Raw genomic sequence first — 14,308 nt, 5'->3', positions numbered from 1 at the left:
CGTTGTCGTAATCGGAGAAACGATTCAAATTCGATTACGACAACGACAACGACGGAGGTGCCGAAGGCGTTCCCTTATGGACTTGTTTAGCCTGTTACCGAACGGTTTCTAAGCGAGTTGGCCGCTGCACCCGCACGCCGCGGCTCAGGCGTTGGCTTCGGTCTTGGCGGCGGCAGCCTCCATCATTGGCTTGAGTTCGCCGCTGGCGTGCAGTTCCAGGGTGATGTCGCAGCCGCCGACCAGCTCGCCGTCGATGTAGATCTGGGGAAAGGTCGGCCAATCGGCGTAGCGCGGCAGGTTCTCGAAGATCTCCGGATCTTGCAGAACGTTGACATAGGCGAAGGGGACACCGCACTCTTGAAGCGCTGCGGAGGCCCTCATGGAGAAGCCGCATTGGGGGAACTGGGGCGTTCCCTTCATGTAGATAACGACGGCGTTACTTTTGACCTGATCGCCGATGCGCTCCAAAACGTCCATTCCGTGCCTCTCGTGGTGTGGTTGAGTATTCGCAATAAAATCGGGACTCGGGGAGTGTTTTCAACCGCCGAAGGACTGGCCTGGATCTGCAGTGGCGCCGGCTTCCAGCCGGCGAAAACCGGCTGGAAGCCGGTTCCACTTTGAATTTCCTAGAAATCAATGTCCATCCACGGTTCTCTGCAGCCAGAGTTCCAGCAGGGCCAGGTGCCAGAGCTTGTTACCCATGATGCGGGTGTGGTGCAGGTCCGGAGCCGCGAGCAGCATGTCCAGATACCCTTGGGCGTAGAGGCCGCGCCGGCGGCAGGCGCCTGAACCGAGGACGTCGCGCATCATCTCCAGGAAGGCGCCGCGGACGTATTTGAGCGCCGGCATGGGGAAGTACCCCTTGGGTCGGTCGATCACGGCGTCGGGCAGCAGGCCACGGGCCATCGCTTTGAGCGGGTACTTGCCGCCCTCGCGCAGTTTCAGTTCCGGTGGGCAGCGGGCGGCCAGCTCGACCAGTTGGTGATCGAGGAAGGGCACCCGCGCCTCCAGTCCCCAGGCCATGGTCATGTTGTCGACCCGCTTGACCGGGTCGTCGACGATCAGGGTGGTTACATCGAGTCGCAGGATGGCGTCCAGCAGTTCATCGGCACCCGCCTCGTCCAGGAGGTCCGCGATCAGGGCCGAGGTGTAGTCCGGCCCGGCGAAGGCGGGCTGCACCAGGCGCAAGTATTCGTCATGATCGCGGTCGAAATAGTGCTTGGCCAGCCGTTCCAGCCGCGAGCCGGTCGCCTCGGCCGCAATGCGCGGATACCAGAAATAGCCGCCGAAGACCTCGTCCGCCCCCTGGCCGGATTGGACCACTTTGATCTCGCGCGAGACCTGCTCGGCGAGGAGATAAAAGGCCACCGCGTCCTGACCGAACATGGGTTCGGTCATGGCGTCGATGGCCTCCGGCAGGCGCTGCAAGACCTGGTCGTTGGGCACCCGGAACTTGCGGTGGCTTGTGCCGTAGCGCGCCACCACCTGATCCGAGAACTCGAACTCGCTGCCGGCCTCCTCCGGAGTGTCATCGAAGCCCACCGAGAAGGTGCGCAGGTCCGACACCCCGGCCTCGGCCAGCAGGGCGACCAGCAGGCTGGAGTCCAGACCGCCGGAGAGCAGCACGCCGACCGGGACATCGGCCACTTCGCTGCGCTTCTTGACCGCCTGGCGCAGGGACTCATGGATGGCCGCCAGCCAGTCGTCATCGGTCAGTGGCTGCTCCGGACGGGTGGCGTCCAGGTGCCAGTAGCGCCCCTGCGTGGTGGTGCCGTCGGCATCCACCTGCATCCAGTGCGCCGGGGGGAGCTTGCGCACCCCGGTGAGGACGGTGCGCGGTGCCGGCACCACGGCGTGCAGTGTAAACAGGTGGTGCAGGGCCACCGGGTCGATGCGGGTGTCCACGCCGCCGGCGGCAAGCAGTGCCTGGGTGGTGGAGGCGAAGCGGAACACCGGTCCCTGCCGGTTCCAGTACAGCGGTTTGACGCCGAAGCGGTCGCGGGCCATGAACAGCACCCGCCGGTTCGCGTCCCAGAGCGCGAAGGCGAACATGCCGTGCAGCCGCTCCGGGCAGGCGTTGCCCCAGGCGTGGTAGGCCTTGAGGATGACCTCGGTGTCGCCGTCGGAGAAAAAGTGGTAGCCCTTGGCCACCAGCTCGGCGCGCAGCGCGCGGTAGTTGTAGATGGTGCCGTTGAAGACCAGGGCGAGCCCCAGGTGGGCATCCAGCATGGGTTGGTTGGAACGTACCGAGAGGTCGATGATCGCCAGCCGCCGATGACCGAAACCGAGCGCCCCGTCGCTGTAGCTGCCGCCATGATCCGGCCCGCGCCGGGTTAGTTCAGCCATCATGCGCTGGAGCACGTCCAGGTCCGCCGGGGCGCCGTCGAGACGCAGTTCGCCACAAATACCGCACATTCGATCCTACTCCGAACAGCTTGATGATTGACTCATTTTTCAGAGAGTCAGCATACTGTGGATAAATCCGGGTGTTGCAAAGCCGCCGACGCGGCCATAAATCGCGAGTTAGTTGCACGGTCGCTCAACGGCCGCCGGTATCAGGTCTCGGGCCGCGCCTCGGTGCGGGCTTGACCCTGAGTCTGACTTCACTCGCACCTCACTCACCCCTGGAGACGTCCGATCATGGCACATCAACTGCCCGCGCTGCCTTACGAGAAAAATGCCCTGGAGCCCGTGATCTCAGCCGAGACCATCGATTATCACTACGGCAAGCATCACCAGGCTTATGTCACCAACCTGAATAACCTGATTCCGGGGACCGAGTTCGAGTCCATGTCTCTGGAAGACATTGTCAAGAAATCCTCCGGCGGGGTCTTCAACAACGCCGCTCAGGTCTGGAACCACACCTTTTACTGGAACTGTCTGAGCCCCACCGGCGGCGGCGCCCCGACCGGTGCCCTGGCGGATGCGATCAACGCCAAGTTCGGCTCCTTCGACGAGTTCAAGAAGCAGTTCAGCCAGTCCGCCGTCACCAACTTCGGCTCCGGCTGGACCTGGCTGGTGAAGAACGCCGACGGCTCCATCGAGATCTTCAATACCTCCAATGCCGGCTGCCCGCTGACCTCCGGCAAGCAGGCGCTGCTCACCATCGATGTCTGGGAGCACGCCTACTACATCGACTATCGCAATGCCCGTCCCAAGTATCTGGAAACCATCTGGGACAAGATCAATTGGTCCTTCGTTGCGGCCAATTACGCGGCCTGATTCGGCCTTGATCGTAATCCCGGCCAGCGGGGTGCGTAGTCAGGGCTTCCAGCCCTGACGGTGTCAGGCCAGGATGGCCTGACTACGCACCCGGCGAGCCCAGGTGGCCGGCGGCTTGATCGAGGCCGCCTGATCCACGCGCCGGGGTCGGGGGGGTGTGCACCGCCCCGACCTCCCGCCGCTAATGGTACGTCCGCATCTGTCCGACCAGCACGCCCTGGATCGCAACCTCCTCAGGCGCGTACACCACCGGTAACAGGCCCCGATTGGCGGGGATCAGGGTCACCCGCCCCGGCTCCTGGATGATCCGTTTGAGGGTCGTCTCCTCCGCGCGGATCAGTGCCACCACGATTTCGCCGTTGCGTGCAGTCTCGCGCTGCTCGATGACGACAAAATCGCCATCCAGAATCCCGGCCTCGGCCATCGAATCGCCCGTCACCTGCAGCACATAGCAGGGTCTGGACGTGCGCAGTCGCGGCGGGACTTCAATCGTGTCCGGCTGGGGCAGGGCCTCGATCGGCCGGCCGGCGGCGATCTTGCCGAGCAGCGGCAGGGTGTTTTCGTCGGTTGACTGCGTGACCAGATGGATGCCGCGGTGACGCCCGTTGAGCGGCTCGACCAGACCCTCGGCGATCAGCGCCTGCACATGCTTATGGAGCGACCCGCGCGAGCGCAGACCCAGCCGCCGGCAGAGCACATCAAGCGTGGGTGCCTGGGCGAAGTCCGCGGCGTACTGCCGCAGGCAATCCAAGACCTGCTGTTGGCGTAGGGTGAGTGGCATGGTGCCGTCTTCTCTTTTGGTTCCGATAGTCTATGCTTGTCCGAAGGAGAACGAATCGAGAACGATCCACCCCCGCCACGAGGTACACCCGATGCGTCCGAGCCTTGCCTACATCCTGCCGAAGCGCCGTCACACCACCTGGAACCCCGCCCTGGAGCCCCTGCGTCTCGGCCGCGAGCCGGGTGTCGAGATCCCGCTGCTCGGCTATGTCACCGCCGGCCAGCCGGTCGACATCCCGGAGGACCGCGCCACCGTCACCGTGCCGCGGCACATGGTACGCAAGAACAGCTATGCCTTGCGAGTGCGTGGTCACTCGATGATCGATGACTCCATTCAGGACGGCGATATCATCATCATCGAAAAACGCGAGACCGCCGCCAACGGGGAGTCGGTGGTCGCCATGATCAACGGCGAGCGCGTGACTCTCAAACGCTTTTTCATCGAAACCGACGGCATCCGGCTGCAGCCCGCCAATCCGGCCATGGAGCCCATTTACTTGCGGCACGAGGAACTGGAGATTCTCGGGATCGTGTCGGGGGTGATTCGCTGCGGGACGGCATAGCCGGCGCGCGGCCCCTTGTCCACTTCCGGCCACTTGGGCTCGCCGGGTGCGTAGTCAGGCCATCCTGGCCTGACACCATCAGGGCTGGAAGCCCTGACTACGCACGCCGCTGGCCGGGATTACGATCAAGGCCCCTCGCGACCAAGACAAGGCCCCTCGCGACCAAGATTACCCGACCCTGATCGTCTCCCCATATCCGGTCATCTCCAGATAGCCGCGTCCGATCTCCCGGCCGTCTTCAGACACCCGCACCGCTCCTTCCCAATAGACGGCGCCGGTGGAGCGCCGGCTGTCGAGTTCCTGGTCGTCCATGAGTGGTTGCAGATCGAGCAACCGCGCGCCGATACGCACCTGCCAGGCGACCGGGTAGGTGATGTCGGTGCGCGGCGAACGCCAGTGACCCAGCGGCGTGAAGGTGACGGCATCCGGGGGCAGCACCTGCGCGCGGCCCCCGGTCGGTCGGACGGTGGCGGCTGACCAGAGGGCGCGGCCGTCGTCACCGCGCATCCGGAAGGCCATCAGAGCACTGCCGTCATCGAGATTCAGGCCGATCCAGTCCCAGCCGGACGCGCCTTGCGGCAAGTATTCGCTCGACCATTCGTGATCCAGCCAGGCCTGACCAGTGACGGCCTGGGTGCGGCCATCCAGTGTCACCGTGCCGGTGACCGCGAGGTGCGGGCGGCTGTAGTAGAAGCTGGCATGGCGCGGATCCGCGGCCTTGGTGCTGAACCCGGCAGCGCCGTTGAGCAGCGGCGGGCCGTCCGGCACCAGCGACAGACTGTAGGCGAGTTCCTCGCCGCGGACCTCCGCCCGATAGCGGTCGTCGGTCTGCTCGAATCGCCAGTCATCGATCCAGACCTGCGTTCGCCCGACCTCGGACCCGGCGCGGCCGAATCCGACCCGGGCCGCGCGTTGATCGTGGCGCAGCCGGCCCAGTCGCGGGTCGGCGATGGCGGCGTGGGCGAGGATCAACTGACGCGGCGCGAAGGCGCTCGGGTTCTGCTCCCCGAGGCCGGTCCGCACGCGGAAAAATGTCGTCTGGAAGCCGAGCGGGCTGCCGTCCGGCAAGCTCAGCCAGCCGGTGGCATACCACCACTCGGTTCGAAACGCCGGGTGGGCGCCGTGATCGTCGGGAAAGACCAGGGTTCGGCCGGGCAGCACCGGGGCGAAGGTGACAGCCGGTGGCGCCGTGTGGTCGGGCTCCGCTGACTGGCCCGCGGCGCTCCGCCAGACCGGCAGGCTCGCTAACGCCAAGAGGCACCTGCGTCGATTCATCACCAATCCTCACGTACCGCCAGCACCGCGTCTTGCCGCATGGCCTGCCGGCCGGCGAGTACGGCAGCGGCGGCGGCCAGGGCGATTAAGGCCCCCGCGAACCAGGCCAATGACCCCCAGGGGACGTGCAGATCCATGCTCCAGTGAAAACTCTGCCGGTTGACGACCTCGATCAGCACCAGCCCGATCGCTCCGCCCGCCAGCAGTCCGCCGAGCACCCCGACCCCGGCCGCCAGCGCGCCCTCTTGGGCGAGCATCCAGCCGATCTGGCGGCGCGTCAGCCCGAGATGGCGCAGCATCCCGAATTCGCGCCGTCGCGCCGCCGCCAGCGCGGCGAAGCTGGCCGCCACCCCGGCCAGACCGATGGCCACCGCGACCGCCTCCAGCAGATAGGTCACGGCAAAGGTGCGGTCGAAGACGCGCAGGCTGATGGCGCGGATCTCGCCCGGATAGGCCAATTGCAGCGTGCCCGGGTCGCCGACGGCGGTGAGCGCGGCGGCCACCTGCGCTGCCGCCGCACCGGGGGCGAGCCAGATGGCCGCGTCGTTGGCCAGCGGGTCACCGGTCAGGCGGCGGTAATCGGCCAGGTCGATCATCAGCGCACCGGTCTGGCGGGCATAGTCGCGCCAGATACCGGCCACGCGCAGCGGCACCGGTTGTCCGGCGAGCGGGACCTCGACGCGCTGGCCGGGCCGCCAGCCGTAGAGGTCCTGCATCGCCTCGGAAACCCATATCGCTGTTTCACCGGGGCCGGGCGGTAGCGCGGCGCCGACCAGCGGCAGATCCCGGCCGTCGGCCGCCACCGGCCGGGCGATCAAACCCACCGGCGCCTGGCCGGCGGCGAGACGCAGACTCTCGTGGCGCGTGAAGTTGACGCGGCCAACGCCGGGCACGGCGCTGATGCGGGCTTGCAGCGCTTCGTCCAGCAGACTGCCGCTCTGGATCGTGCCGACCCGCAGATAGAGGTCGGCGGGCAGGAGTTCGCTCAGCCACTCGTCGACCGACTCCCGAAAGGACGCGACCATGATCGCCATGGCCGCCGCCAGGGCGACGCTGGTCAGGACCCCGGCCGCCGCCACGACGGCATGTCCGGGGGCGGCGCCCAGCCGCGCCGCGGCGAGGCGGGCCGGTACCGGACCGCGTTGCGGCAGCAGCCAGGCGACGGCGGAGGCAACGGCCGGCAGCAGCAAGACACTCCCGGCCAGCAGACCGGCGACGGCCAGATAACCGCCCACCGGCAGCCCGTTGATGGGCGGAATCCAGCAGACCGGCAGGCTGGCGGCGAGCACGGCGATGCCCAGGCGTGGATGCCCCCGCCCGCCGAGCAGCGCCGCGTCGTCGCCCGCTTTCAGCGCCTGCGCCGGGGAGACCGTGGCCGCCTCACGGGCCGGCAGCCAGGCGCCGGCCACGCCGGCCAGCACGCCCAGCGCCACATAGACCGCCGTCACGCCGGGCTGGAACTGAAGTTGCGGCGTCAGTCCGGCGAAATACCCGGCGCCCAGATCGCCGCCGAGCAGGGTCAGCATCGCCCAGGCCAACCCATGCCCCAGGGCCACGCCCACCAGTCCGCCGGCGAGTCCGACCAGCGCCCCCTCGGCCAGGAGCCAGATGAACAAGTCGCGGCGGGCCAGACCGATGGCGCGCAGAAAGGCGAACTCGGTCCGGCGGCGCACCACGGAAAGTGCCTGAGCCGAGAAAACGAGAAACCCGCCGGTCAAGAGTGCGATGGCCGCCAGCATGGTCAGATTCACCCGGTAAGCGCGCGACAGGTTGGCTGCCTGATCCTCCGCGGCCTCCGGTGCCTCGATCAGCACCCCGGCCGGCAGGATGGCTTGCAAGCCAAGCCGCGCCGCCTCCGGGGCCACACCCTCGGCCAGCCGCAGATCGATCCGGGTGAGCCGCCCGAGTTTGGCGAAGCGAGCCTGCACCGCGGCGATATCCATCACGGCCAGGCGGCGGTTCTCGGCGGCGCCGGGCAGGTCGCCGGCCACCCGCAGGTCCAGCGCCTGTTCGCCCGCGCGCAGCCGCAGCCGGTCGCCGGACTTGAGCCCGAGCGCGGACTGCGCCGCCGCGCTGAGAAAAACGGTGTCCTCGGCCAGGATCGCAAAGCGGTCAGTGCGCTCCGACGTGTCGGCAGCGTCCTCCGCCGGGCGCGGCAGCAGGGCCGGCGTCACGCGGGGCAGGGTGAAGACATCGACCCCCAGCAGTTGCAGCGTCTCGTCGCGCCCGGTGACCTGGGTCTCGACCTCGACCACCGGACTCGCCGCGGCCACCTCCGGGCGGGCGGCGAGCAGGGCATAGAGACCCTCGTCGAAACCGCCCCGCGGCCCCTTGACTTGCAGATCGGCTTCGCCGGCCATGGAGCGCAGACCGCGCCCGAACTCGGTGAGCGCCGCCTCATGGATCGCGTGCACCGCCATGCCCAAGGCCACGCCCAGACAAATCGCCGCCATGGAAAACAGCGTCGCCGTCCGCCGCCGGGCGAGTGAACCGAGAAAGACCGGCGCCAGATTCACCCCAGCAGCCCCTCGGTGGTGAGATGCAGCACCCGGTCCGCCGTCTTGGCGCCTTCCAGTGAATGCGTCACCAGGATGCCGATCGCGCCGACCCCGCGGATGCGCTCGGCCAGCAGGGCGAGCACCCTGGCACCGTTCGCCGGGTCCAGGTTGCCGGTGGGCTCGTCGGCCAGCACCAGCCGCGGGGCATGGACCAGCGCGCGGGCAATCGCCACCCGCTGCAACTCGCCGCCGGAAAGTTCCCGCGGCCAACTGGCGGCGCGCTCGCCCAGACCCACGGCCGTCAGCAGTTCCCGCGCCGGCCCCTCCGCCGCAGCACCGCCCAAACCCTTGAGCCACAACGGCAGGGCCACGTTCTGCAGCACGGTGAGATGGGGCAGCACATGGAAGGCCTGGAACACAAAGCCCAGTTGATCCCGCCGCAGCCGCGTCAGCGCGTCCTCATCCAACGCGGCATAGTCGCTGCCGTCGAGCGCCAGGCGTCCGGCGTCGGGCCGATCCAGCCCGGCGATCAAATTGAGCAGGGTGGATTTGCCGACCCCGGATTCGCCCACGATGGCGACGTACTCGCCCGGTTGCAGCCGCAATGAGATGTCCCGCAGGACCGGGCGGCCGTTGAACTGGCGGGAGAGGTTGGCGATGTCGAGCATGGGGCGGGCGGGCAGGCGGGTTCAGGTTGGGTGCAGTTGTGCGGAGATGGGGGCGATTCGGGGTACTGGGAAGCGTCACCGTATAGATCACCGCCTGCGGCAGCGGGGGGCTGAGCGGTACTGGCCAAACGACTCCTTGCAGGCGGCGGTAAAGCGCCGCTTGGTTCCATGCCCTTGGGCGCGTGACCCCGCTCCGGGAGAGACCTTGGCGGCTAGACAGCACCACGGGCGGGTTGACGCCGCCCAGCCCGTGCGGCATCCTTTGGAGATTAAATTCAGTCTGAAAAAGGTACGATGCCATGAGTCAATCCATCCTGAGCCTCAGCGAATTCAAGGCTGACGCCAGCCGGCTGTTGGATAGCATCCGTGATGAGCCGGGCACCCTGGTGCTGACGCAAAACGGGCGCGCTCGGGCCGTGGTCGAGGACTACGCGCAGTATCAGGCCCGGGAGCAGGCGCTGTTGATGCTGAAGCTCCTGGCCCAGGGCGAGCGCGATAGCGCGCAGGGGCGGCTCAGCGAGCAGGAGCAGGTGCTCGCGGATGTGCGCCGGCGCATCCTCGGCGCGCGCCCCGACCATGCCTGAGCGGCGCGTGCGCTGGACCGAGACCGCCCGCCGCGATCTGGATGCCATCGTCGATTACATCGCCGCCGACAGCATCGAGAATGCGCTGACCGTGCTCGACCGGCTTCAGGCGCGGGCCGGATCGCTGACGGTCGCGGCGGAGCCTGGGCGGGTCGTCCCGGAGCTGCGCGTCGTGGATGTGCATCAGTATCGCGAGGTCATCGAGCGCCCGTGGCGCCTCCTGTACCGCATCGACGGCGATACGGTGCTGGTGCTCGCGGTGCTGGATGGGCGCAGGGAGTTGCGGAGCCTGTTGTTGGAGCGCTTGCTGCGTAGCTGAGATAACAGGGCCGGGGTCCGTAAGCCGGAGCCGCCCGGTACTAACTGAGCTGCACGCTCGATAGCCATACGCCTCAACGTTGAGCCACTGGCGCGCTCATCCTGCCTGGAACCCCGGTCGCGGTGACTGGCGATTAGCGTTCGGGGATCGGTCCGGACGCCGTCCAGCAGGGCCATGGCTGCTTGGCCGAGTGGCACGGCTCGACCGTTTAGGTTGCAGTCATGAGGATCCGAAGGCTTCGCCGATTTAGGTTTACTACGAAGGGGCTTGTGCGGACAACCGACATCTGGGATGTATACCGTCACATCGTTGCCGGTGTCTCCACGCTACAATCCCCAACCGATGGTCGTCTTCGGCGGCCCTTACGGCCAGGCTTGCGGGAACCACTGGGATGCTTATGCACTCGTCGATCATTGGGGCGAGACGCAAGTCGGCATCTTCGAACTGGCACCCCTGCGCCGCCAAGACGTTGCGCAAGCCGCGCAGGGCGAGGGCCTGGACGCGGAGACTTTTCTGGCCCGGATCGAGTCGAGTCATGCGGGTGCGCTTGCCGCCCGCCCGGTGACGCTGGGCTTCCTGCTCCGCCTCGACAAGGAGGGGCGCCCCTTCCCCGCCACCCGAGTGGATCTTTATCGAGAGGGCTGCGAGCTGCTCTGCGCCGGGGACAATGAGACACGGCGAACTCCCGGCAGGCGCGGCAATCGCACGCCGTCGGAGCGCATGACCATCGCTGCGCGGATCGCGGCCGTGTTGTGCTTGAGCAAACGCGAGGCGGTCTGGATCGGCCCCCACGCGGAGTTCGACCGGCAGCGGGACTGTTCGGTCAATGATCTGGTCGGTCGTGCATTCATGCCCGGCGAGACGGCGCTGGAGGTATCGCAGGATGATCTGTTCGAGGGTAGTCCTCTGATCTGTAGGGGAGGCTCCGCAGCATTGGCCGGAAACAATCGAAAAATCTGAGGATTACCACTTCCGGCCCACTTCGCGGACTCGTAGATTGCAGCGCTACCGAGACGGGCCGCTGGAGCGGCCCGCCGACACTCCCACGCTGGAGCGCGGGAGCGAGAAAACATGGCGTGGGCAAAGAGCGTTCAACCAGCCGCCACCAACGGCGATGGTATCTCGTGGCCTGATAACGATCGGTCAGCGTGGACTCGGCTTCGAGGGCGACGGACATGGCAGGTTGCGATGACAGCACTTGCGGACAGCAACCTAATGCACCTGCATTGCCGCGTCAATGAGTCTGGACACGCGACACATGACCATATCTCCGCCACCCTGTTCTTGCACGCGGTGTCAAGACGGATCAGGGTGGCGTCGATCTTGGCCGATCGTCGGCGTAGGCCGGGATGATGAGACCGGCGAGGAGGGCGGCGGCGATGCCGAGGACGAGGGCGGTATTCCTGCCCTATGCCAAGCTGCCGAAGAGGATGAAGGTGCCGGCCAGGGCGAGGGCTCCGCCGATACCCCGACGCGTGCGGCTGGCACGCACGGCGAGCCCGAAGCGCTCTGCCGCGATGGTCCCGGCGACGATCACCAGGTACTGGATGAATGTGAATCCGACCAGGTAGGCACCCACCGCTGACGCCTCGGCGCCCACGATCGACTGGGCATAGGCGTAGCCATGCACCACTCCGGCCGTGCTGAACAGCGCCGCCAGGGCGGTGACCCCGACGTCCGGCCGGAACAATAACAGGGCGCCGCCGACGACCACCGACAGGGCGACCAGGGGCTCGACGAAGGGCAGGAACCCGGCCACCGCACCCCCACCGAGATCGATGGCGGTACCGGCCAGGGTGCCGAGCACGAACAGCGCGGGAACCGCGTACCGCGCCGGGGTGCGCAGCAGGAGCGACAAGAGCGCGCCTGCCGCCAGGAACAGCAGGTGGTCGACCCCGATGATCGGGTGTGCGAGGCCTGACAGCAGTCCATCGGTGAGTGTCTGCGGGATTTTGTCACCCATGAAGTGATGGGCGAATGCCGGTGCGGCGTTCAGCGCGGCCCCGGCACCGAGTAACAGAAGGGTAAGTGCGCGACTGGACTTGAATGAATCGTACATGGCGTGGTCACTCCGGTGGCAGCAGTGGATCGGCAGATTCGACGGCATCTCTGGATACCACGGCCATCGGCAGCAGGAGGTCCCGCTCATCGCCGTGCCCACCGTGGTGGTGATGGTCGTGCCCATGGTGATCGTGGTCATGATGGTGGTCGTGGCCCTTGACCGGTGGGTTAAAGGCATTCTCCAGGGCAATCGCCACACCGTGGGGGGTGTTCTCCACCGCGCGCAGCCACAGGAGTTCCTGCTCCTGCAAGGCGGATCGGCTGATGAGCTCACGCTCCACCATCATCCGCTCCAGGGCTGCGACCCAATGCAGGAAATAGGTGTCGCCCCGATCCGGATCACCGCGCCCCTGGGCCGCCTTGATTTCCTGGCTGAAGATCGCGACCCATTCGGCGCGGGTGAGAAAGCCATTGTCAATCAGGAGATTCGCCAGGGCGAACGCCTGCGCCTCCCAGGCATCGGCAAACACGGGCCGGCCCGTATCCTGGAGCAATGGCAATAGCTCTACCGGGTCCAGATTGGCCCCGTCATCATCGACTTTACATACCGGTGTCATTGGCGTCACCCTGCCGCGCGTTTGAGATAGGGCTCGAACATGTCCACATAGACGGCGACGCCCTCCTCGGCATAGCCGTCCCCCCACAGGTCCCGCGCCTCGAAGCGGATGCTATAGACCGGTACGAAGAACTCCTGGCGGTGACCCCCGTCGACCGGGCTCGCCCGCGACGCGATGTCCGGATAGCCCGGTTGATAATAGGGCTGGAAAACGCGGATATGATTCGGTTCCACCCCCGTGAACTGCGCCTCGACGATACCGTAGCTGGCGACCACCACCCCGGTGCGTCCCCGGTAGACCGGATACTCGCGCGTGTGCCCGGTGCCGACCTGCATCAGGGTCTCGACCCGGTCGCCCACCGCAAACAGGGGGTTGTTGACGGCGGTGCCCTCCTGGTAAATGGGCGAGCGGTAGCTGCCGTTCGTCTGCGGCTTACCGAAGCCGGGAACCGCCTGCGCCAAGGCCTGCGCGCGCAGTTGAGCGGCCAGGTCGAGCGCATCGTTGTCAATGATTTTGATCGGGGTGCGGTCTCCGGCCTGGGGATAATCCGGCGTCACATAGCCCTCGGTCAATTCCGCGCGTGAGGCCACACCGCTCAGTGAGAAATAGGTGCTGACCGAGCGCAGCCAAAGGTCGAAATAAGGCGTATTGCCGTAAGTGCGCCATTGCATGGTTTCCCGATACCAGCGTGCGGCATCCAGGTTGAAACCTTTATCAGTAAAAAAGACCGATGTGGTCATCGCGAAGATGGCCCCCATTTCGCCCTCCCAGTGCTCGGGCCAGACGACGGTCTCGGGCTGACCCTTGTCGGGGATGGCGTCGAAGCCAGTCCAGGTTTGGAGATTGTGCGGACCTTCCATCCTAACCTCCTAGCGGTGCAGCGCGAGCGCCGCGCGGCGGTAGTGACGACGCGGGAACCAGGCGGCGAGGCCAAGCGCGAGCAGGGCGAGGCTCCCGGGGGCCGGTGCCGCCGACACCTCGACTTGGGTGCTGGTCGTCAGATCGCCTTTCGGCAAGGCGGTCGCCCCGTTGACCAGAAACAGCCCCTCATTCGGGTCGTTCCGATCGGAGATGACGTGAAAATCGAATAGCCCTGCGACCGACGGGACCAAAGTCAGCGTTGCCAGGAGGATGTTGTCGCCGCCGGGCCCGGTATGGCCCGGGTCCATGGAGCCCGCCACCGCCGTGTTGGTGAATAGCGCCGAATCGTCATAATCAAAGAGCGGACCGACGACCGTGCTGAGCAAGGTCCAGGTTGCGTCGAAAGCGTGGTCGAACCCGAATGCGATGACCTCGTCAGTGCCAACCCCGTCGGCGAAGACTGAAATGTTGAAGGCCGTACCGACTGCCACCGGCCCCGCGGGTATGCCGAGTCGGCCCACGGGTACCGCGGCGAGCGGCAGCGCCAGCATCAGACCGAGTAACCCGACCCACCACTTGGCGGACATCTTGTTCATTATGCTAACCCTGTGATCCGATCAACGCCGGTAGTAGGTGAGCCAGGTGCGGTAATCCGTGTTGCTCACTTGTCCATCGCGGTCATAATCGGCCCGCTCGTTGTAGCCGGGCTGACCGCGCCGCTTGCCGAGCGCGGCGCGAAACACGGCATAGTCCGCCAGGTTGACGACGCCGTCGCCATTGAGATCACCAGGGTTTGCGGCCGACAGAAATTGCAGATAGGGCTCGAACATATCCACATGAACGTAGAGCCCCTCCTCGACATAACCGTCGCCGAACAATTCACTCGCCGGGAAACGCAGGTTGTAGCCCGTAGGTTGGGG

General features: G+C 66.5%; 16 protein-coding genes. 5 read left to right on the top strand and 11 right to left on the bottom strand.

Annotated elements, in window-relative coordinates; genetic code table 11:
- Positions 1-144: 144 nt before the first annotated feature.
- Both grxD and QZY03_RS11860 read right to left on the bottom strand, forming a co-directional pair.
- Positions 145-477 (bottom strand): Grx4 family monothiol glutaredoxin, encoded by a 333-nt coding sequence (grxD, locus tag QZY03_RS11865; RefSeq protein ID WP_295581248.1) that lies wholly within the window; start codon positions 475-477, stop codon positions 145-147.
- A gap of 156 nt (positions 478-633) precedes the next feature.
- Complete coding sequence (locus QZY03_RS11860; RefSeq protein ID WP_295581246.1) at positions 634-2,415, bottom strand: N-acetylglutaminylglutamine amidotransferase; 1,782 nt, start codon at positions 2,413-2,415, stop codon at positions 634-636.
- A 225-nt stretch (positions 2,416-2,640) separates the two neighbouring features.
- Here QZY03_RS11860 and QZY03_RS11855 point away from each other — a divergent pair, with 225 nt between their 5' ends.
- The gene (locus tag QZY03_RS11855; protein ID WP_295581244.1) at positions 2,641-3,222 is read left to right on the top strand and encodes a Fe-Mn family superoxide dismutase; all 582 of its coding nucleotides are present in this window, start codon (positions 2,641-2,643) and stop codon (positions 3,220-3,222) included.
- A 181-nt stretch (positions 3,223-3,403) separates the two neighbouring features.
- On the opposite strand, the gene lexA is transcribed toward QZY03_RS11855, so the two are convergent.
- Entirely contained in the window at positions 3,404-4,003 is a 600-nt protein-coding gene (gene lexA / locus QZY03_RS11850; RefSeq protein ID WP_295581243.1) for a transcriptional repressor LexA, read from the bottom strand.
- Between the two features lie 91 nt (positions 4,004-4,094).
- Here lexA and QZY03_RS11845 point away from each other — a divergent pair, with 91 nt between their 5' ends.
- Positions 4,095-4,565: a LexA family transcriptional regulator gene (locus QZY03_RS11845; protein ID WP_295581241.1), complete on the top strand. Its 471-nt coding sequence runs from the start codon at positions 4,095-4,097 to the stop codon at positions 4,563-4,565.
- Between the two features lie 168 nt (positions 4,566-4,733).
- On the opposite strand, the gene QZY03_RS11840 is transcribed toward QZY03_RS11845, so the two are convergent.
- Genes QZY03_RS11840 through QZY03_RS11830 form a run of 3 tightly spaced genes read right to left on the bottom strand, consistent with a single transcriptional unit; the run spans position 4,734 to position 9,006 of the window.
- On the bottom strand, positions 4,734-5,840 hold the full coding sequence (locus tag QZY03_RS11840; RefSeq protein WP_295581239.1) for a lipocalin-like domain-containing protein: 1,107 nt from the start codon (positions 5,838-5,840) through the stop codon (positions 4,734-4,736).
- Positions 5,840-8,356 (bottom strand): FtsX-like permease family protein, encoded by a 2,517-nt coding sequence (locus tag QZY03_RS11835; protein WP_295581237.1) that lies wholly within the window; start codon positions 8,354-8,356, stop codon positions 5,840-5,842. The genes QZY03_RS11840 and QZY03_RS11835 overlap by 1 nt, the downstream gene beginning before the upstream one ends.
- Positions 8,353-9,006: an ABC transporter ATP-binding protein gene (locus tag QZY03_RS11830; protein ID WP_295581235.1), complete on the bottom strand. Its 654-nt coding sequence runs from the start codon at positions 9,004-9,006 to the stop codon at positions 8,353-8,355. The genes QZY03_RS11835 and QZY03_RS11830 overlap by 4 nt, the downstream gene beginning before the upstream one ends.
- A gap of 299 nt (positions 9,007-9,305) precedes the next feature.
- Between QZY03_RS11830 and QZY03_RS11825 the strand changes: the two genes are divergently transcribed.
- The 3 genes from QZY03_RS11825 to QZY03_RS11815 all read left to right on the top strand — a co-directional run bounded on the left by QZY03_RS11825 (position 9,306) and on the right by QZY03_RS11815 (position 10,869).
- Entirely contained in the window at positions 9,306-9,590 is a 285-nt protein-coding gene (locus tag QZY03_RS11825) for a type II toxin-antitoxin system Phd/YefM family antitoxin (RefSeq protein WP_295581233.1), read from the top strand.
- On the top strand, positions 9,583-9,909 hold the full coding sequence (locus QZY03_RS11820; protein WP_295581231.1) for a type II toxin-antitoxin system RelE/ParE family toxin: 327 nt from the start codon (positions 9,583-9,585) through the stop codon (positions 9,907-9,909). The genes QZY03_RS11825 and QZY03_RS11820 overlap by 8 nt, the downstream gene beginning before the upstream one ends.
- A gap of 291 nt (positions 9,910-10,200) precedes the next feature.
- The gene (locus QZY03_RS11815; protein WP_295581229.1) at positions 10,201-10,869 is read left to right on the top strand and encodes a hypothetical protein; all 669 of its coding nucleotides are present in this window, start codon (positions 10,201-10,203) and stop codon (positions 10,867-10,869) included.
- Positions 10,870-11,317: 448 nt separating this feature from the next.
- Here the strand turns inward: QZY03_RS11815 and QZY03_RS11810 are convergent, their stop codons facing one another.
- The 5 genes from QZY03_RS11810 to QZY03_RS11790 all read right to left on the bottom strand — a co-directional run.
- Positions 11,318-11,968: a HupE/UreJ family protein gene (locus QZY03_RS11810; RefSeq protein ID WP_295581227.1), complete on the bottom strand. Its 651-nt coding sequence runs from the start codon at positions 11,966-11,968 to the stop codon at positions 11,318-11,320.
- 7 nt (positions 11,969-11,975) lie between these two features.
- Entirely contained in the window at positions 11,976-12,527 is a 552-nt protein-coding gene (locus QZY03_RS11805) for a nitrile hydratase accessory protein (RefSeq protein ID WP_295581225.1), read from the bottom strand.
- Between the two features lie 5 nt (positions 12,528-12,532).
- The gene (locus tag QZY03_RS11800) at positions 12,533-13,387 is read right to left on the bottom strand and encodes an SH3-like domain-containing protein (RefSeq protein ID WP_295581223.1); all 855 of its coding nucleotides are present in this window, start codon (positions 13,385-13,387) and stop codon (positions 12,533-12,535) included.
- Between the two features lie 9 nt (positions 13,388-13,396).
- Complete coding sequence (locus QZY03_RS11795; protein ID WP_295581221.1) at positions 13,397-13,984, bottom strand: hypothetical protein; 588 nt, start codon at positions 13,982-13,984, stop codon at positions 13,397-13,399.
- Positions 13,985-14,005: 21 nt separating this feature from the next.
- On the bottom strand, positions 14,006-14,308 hold a 303-nt coding region (locus QZY03_RS11790; RefSeq protein ID WP_295581219.1), incomplete at its 5' end, for a dockerin type I repeat-containing protein.

The sequence above is a fragment of the uncultured Lamprocystis sp. genome (assembly GCF_903933125.1).
Taxonomy (GTDB): Bacteria; Pseudomonadota; Gammaproteobacteria; order Chromatiales; family Chromatiaceae; genus Thiodictyon.
The sequence above is the reverse complement of the archived record's forward strand: the minus strand, read 5'-3'. Positions and strand labels throughout refer to the sequence as shown.

What these genes read in the sequence shown, in the direction of transcription:
- grxD (WP_295581248.1), bottom strand. Translation starts at nt 477, where the DNA reads ATGGACGTTTTGGAGCGCATCGGCGATCAGGTCAAAAGTAACGCCGTC.
- lexA (WP_295581243.1), bottom strand. Translation starts at nt 4,003, where the DNA reads ATGCCACTCACCCTACGCCAACAGCAGGTCTTGGATTGCCTGCGGCAG.
- QZY03_RS11845 (WP_295581241.1), top strand. Translation starts at nt 4,095, where the DNA reads ATGCGTCCGAGCCTTGCCTACATCCTGCCGAAGCGCCGTCACACCACC.
- QZY03_RS11830 (WP_295581235.1), bottom strand. Translation starts at nt 9,006, where the DNA reads ATGCTCGACATCGCCAACCTCTCCCGCCAGTTCAACGGCCGCCCGGTC.
- QZY03_RS11800 (WP_295581223.1), bottom strand. Translation starts at nt 13,387, where the DNA reads ATGGAAGGTCCGCACAATCTCCAAACCTGGACTGGCTTCGACGCCATC.
- QZY03_RS11795 (WP_295581221.1), bottom strand. Translation starts at nt 13,984, where the DNA reads ATGAACAAGATGTCCGCCAAGTGGTGGGTCGGGTTACTCGGTCTGATG.
- QZY03_RS11825 (WP_295581233.1), top strand. Translation starts at nt 9,306, where the DNA reads ATGAGTCAATCCATCCTGAGCCTCAGCGAATTCAAGGCTGACGCCAGC.
- QZY03_RS11840 (WP_295581239.1), bottom strand. Translation starts at nt 5,840, where the DNA reads ATGAATCGACGCAGGTGCCTCTTGGCGTTAGCGAGCCTGCCGGTCTGG.
- QZY03_RS11855 (WP_295581244.1), top strand. Translation starts at nt 2,641, where the DNA reads ATGGCACATCAACTGCCCGCGCTGCCTTACGAGAAAAATGCCCTGGAG.
- QZY03_RS11860 (WP_295581246.1), bottom strand. Translation starts at nt 2,415, where the DNA reads ATGTGCGGTATTTGTGGCGAACTGCGTCTCGACGGCGCCCCGGCGGAC.
- QZY03_RS11820 (WP_295581231.1), top strand. Translation starts at nt 9,583, where the DNA reads ATGCCTGAGCGGCGCGTGCGCTGGACCGAGACCGCCCGCCGCGATCTG.
- QZY03_RS11810 (WP_295581227.1), bottom strand. Translation starts at nt 11,968, where the DNA reads ATGTACGATTCATTCAAGTCCAGTCGCGCACTTACCCTTCTGTTACTC.
- QZY03_RS11805 (WP_295581225.1), bottom strand. Translation starts at nt 12,527, where the DNA reads ATGACACCGGTATGTAAAGTCGATGATGACGGGGCCAATCTGGACCCG.
- QZY03_RS11815 (WP_295581229.1), top strand. Translation starts at nt 10,201, where the DNA reads ATGTATACCGTCACATCGTTGCCGGTGTCTCCACGCTACAATCCCCAA.